Source organism: Micromonospora acroterricola (assembly GCF_003172955.1).
GTDB classification, from domain to species: domain Bacteria; phylum Actinomycetota; class Actinomycetes; order Mycobacteriales; family Micromonosporaceae; genus Micromonospora; species Micromonospora acroterricola.
Map to the genome: position 1 here is coordinate 1 of NZ_QGKR01000033.1, position 3059 is coordinate 3059.

A 3059-nucleotide genomic window follows, 5' to 3' on the forward strand; every position below is an offset into this window, starting at 1 on the left:
GGTTAGGCGAGTTGGGCTGCTTGGACTGCTTCGGCGGTCACCTCGGTGAGGTGGTGGGTGGGGAGGGCGCCCAGCTCCTCGCGGGCGAACCAGCGGGCCTCGCAGGTGGAGCCGCCCACGTCGGCGACGGTCAGCGGGTTGGGCTGGTCGACCACCACGCGGTAGAAGGCCCGCACGCCGTGCCAGTCGATCGGGTAGCCCTCGGGGCCGAGCGAGGCGGCGTCGCGGTGGCTGGCCACCCCGAGCAGCTCGACCAGGCGCCCGGTCTGGCCGGTCTCCTCGACCAGCTCCCGGATCAGCGCGGCGCCGGGCTGCTCGCCGTAGTCGGTGCCGCCGCCGGGCAGGTGCCAGCAGCCGGCCCCCGGGTAGCCGTCGGAGACCCGGGTGAGCAGCACCCGACCGGCCGGGTCGGTGCAGACCGCGTACGCGGCGAAGCGCTGCGCCCGGTGCAGCCCGTCCGGGCCGGGCACCGCGTAGAAGGAGGGGAACTCGGGCGCCTCGTCGGGCACCACGTCGGCCGAGGAGGCGGGCAGCCCGAGGGCGCGCGCGGTGAACGAGCGCAGCGGCAGCTCGCGGGCCTCGTCGAGGGTGTACCAGCGGGCCAGGTCGGTGGGGCGCTCGCCAGCCCGGTCGGCCAGCGTGCCGCCGCGCACCGCCACCCGGTAGATCAGCCGGTCGGTGTGGATGGTGATGCCCCGCTCCGGCAGCGCCCGCATGTCGGCGAGCACGTCGGCGAGGCCCGAGACGGCGACCGAGAGGCCGGTCTCGGCGGCGGTCTCCCGCACGACCGTGTGGTTCGGGTCCTCACCGTGGTCGACCGCCCCGCCGGGCAGCGACCACGTGCCGGGCGTGCCGGAGCTCTCCGAGGCACGGACCAGCAACACTCGGCCGTCTGAGTCAGCACAAACTGCGTATGCCGCGATCCTGCGGAGCGGCTCCAGCAAGGTGGTCACGGGACCAAATTCTCCCCGGGCCGGGTTACCGGAACGGAAAAGAGTCGGATTCCTGACTGTTCGCCACCGATCAGGGATCGGTCAGGGTAAGGATCCGGGCGGTCACCGAGGTCGGTCCGTCCACCGGGGCGGACCGTGGAGGCATGACATTCACCACCGCTCCCCACGCCCCGTACCGGCAGCTCCGGCGTCCCACCACCGACCGCATGGTGGCCGGTGTCGCCAGTGGCGTCGGTCGCTACTTCGCCGTCGACCCCACGCTGGTCCGGGTGATCTTCGCGGTCACCGGCCTGCTCACCGGCGGGCTCGCGCTGTTCGCGTACCCGATCATGTGGTTCCTGATGCCCGAGGAGCCGACCGGCGCGCCGGCCTGGCCGCACCCGACCGGCGTCGCGCCGCAGGGCCCGCCGCCCACCGCCGGGCCCGCGCCCGGTGGACCCGAGCCGGGTTACGCCCCGACGCCGCCCTACCCGGCGACGGCTCCGCCCAGCACGCCGCCAGCCGGGTGAGGTGCGCTCACTCCCACTCGATGGTGCCCGGCGGCTTGCTGGTCACGTCCAGCACCACCCGGTTCACCTCGGCCACCTCGTTGGTGATCCGGGTGGAGATCCGGGCCACGACGTCGTAGGGCAGCCGGGACCAGTCGGCGGTCATCGCGTCCTCGCTGGAGACCGGGCGCAGCACGACGGGATGCCCGTAGCTGCGCCCGTCGCCCTGCACGCCGACGCTGCGCACGTCGGCCAGCAGCACCACGGGGAACTGCCACACGCCCCGGTCCAGGCCGGCGGCGGTCAGCTCCTCGCGGGCGATCAGGTCGGCCCGGCGCAGCAGGTCGAGCCGCTCCTGGTCGACCGCGCCGATGATCCGGATGGCGAGGCCGGGGCCGGGGAACGGGTGCCGCCAGACCATCGCCTCGGGCAGGCCCAACTCCAGGCCGAGCGCCCGGACCTCGTCCTTGAACAGCGTGCGCAGCGGCTCGACCAGCGCGAACTTCAGATCCTCCGGGAGGCCGCCGACGTTGTGGTGGCTCTTGATGTTGGCGGTGCCGGTGCCGCCGCCGGACTCGACCACGTCCGGGTAGAGGGTGCCCTGGACCAGGAACTCCACGTCGCCGTGCAGGGCGATCTCGCGGGCGGCGGTCTCGAAGACCCGGATGAACTCCCGGCCGATGATCTTGCGCTTCTGCTCGGGATCGGTCACCCCGGCCAGCGCGCCGAGGAACCGGTCCTGCGCGTCGACCACCTTGAGCTTGATGCCGGTGGCGGCCACGTAGTCCTTCTCCACCTGCTCGGCCTCACCGGCACGCAGCAGGCCGTGGTCGACGAAGACGCAGGTGAGCTGGTCACCGACCGCCTTGTGCACCAGCGCGGCGGCGACCGCGGAGTCCACCCCGCCGGACAGCCCGCAGATGACCTCCTTGTCGCCGACCTGGGCGCGGATCCGGGCCACCTGCTCGTCGATGATGTTCTCGGCCGTCCAGGTCGGCTCGATGCCGGCGATGTCGTACAGGAAGCGGGTCAGCATCTCCTGGCCGTGCGCGGTGTGCCCGACCTCCGGGTGGAACTGCACCCCGGCCCGGCGACCGGCCAGGTCCTCGAAGGCGGCAACCGGCGCGCCCGCCGACTCGGCGGTCACCGTGAAGCCGTCCGGCGCCTCGGTGACGCAGTCGCCGTGGCTCATCCAGACCGGCAGGTCGGCCGGCAGGTCGCGGAGCAGCACACCGGGCTCAAGGAGGCGGGGGCGCAGCGGGGTGCCGCCGTACTCGCGGTTGCCCGTCTTCGCGACGGTGCCGCCGAGCGCCTGGGCCATCGCCTGGAAGCCGTAGCAGATGCCGAAGACCGGCACGTCGGCGGTGAACACGCCGGCGTCGATGTGCGGCGCGTCCGGCGCGTAGACGCTGGACGGGCCGCCGGAGAGGATGATCGCGGCCGGGTTCTTCGCCAGCATCTCGGCGACCGGCATCGAGTGCGGCACGATCTCGGAGTAGACCTTCGCCTCGCGGACCCGGCGGGCGATGAGCTGGGCGTACTGGGCTCCGAAGTCCACCACGAGGACGGGGCGAGGCAGGCTCATGTGCGCAAAGCCTACCGACAGTCACCGCCGCCC

General features: G+C 73.2%; 3 protein-coding genes. 1 reads left to right on the forward strand and 2 read right to left on the reverse strand.

What is annotated here, in order from left to right; genetic code table 11:
- Positions 1-2: 2 nt before the first annotated feature.
- Complete coding sequence (locus DKT68_RS00330; protein ID WP_109815449.1) at positions 3-953, reverse strand: NUDIX hydrolase; 951 nt, start codon at positions 951-953, stop codon at positions 3-5.
- A 143-nt stretch (positions 954-1096) separates the two neighbouring features.
- On the opposite strand from DKT68_RS00330, the gene DKT68_RS00335 reads away from it, so the two are divergent.
- Complete coding sequence (locus DKT68_RS00335; protein WP_109815450.1) at positions 1097-1462, forward strand: PspC domain-containing protein; 366 nt, start codon at positions 1097-1099, stop codon at positions 1460-1462.
- Positions 1463-1469: 7 nt separating this feature from the next.
- Here DKT68_RS00335 and guaA read toward each other — a convergent pair whose 3' ends face one another.
- Positions 1470-3026 (reverse strand): glutamine-hydrolyzing GMP synthase, encoded by a 1557-nt coding sequence (guaA, locus tag DKT68_RS00340; protein WP_109815451.1) that lies wholly within the window; start codon positions 3024-3026, stop codon positions 1470-1472.
- Positions 3027-3059: the final 33 nt, after the last annotated feature.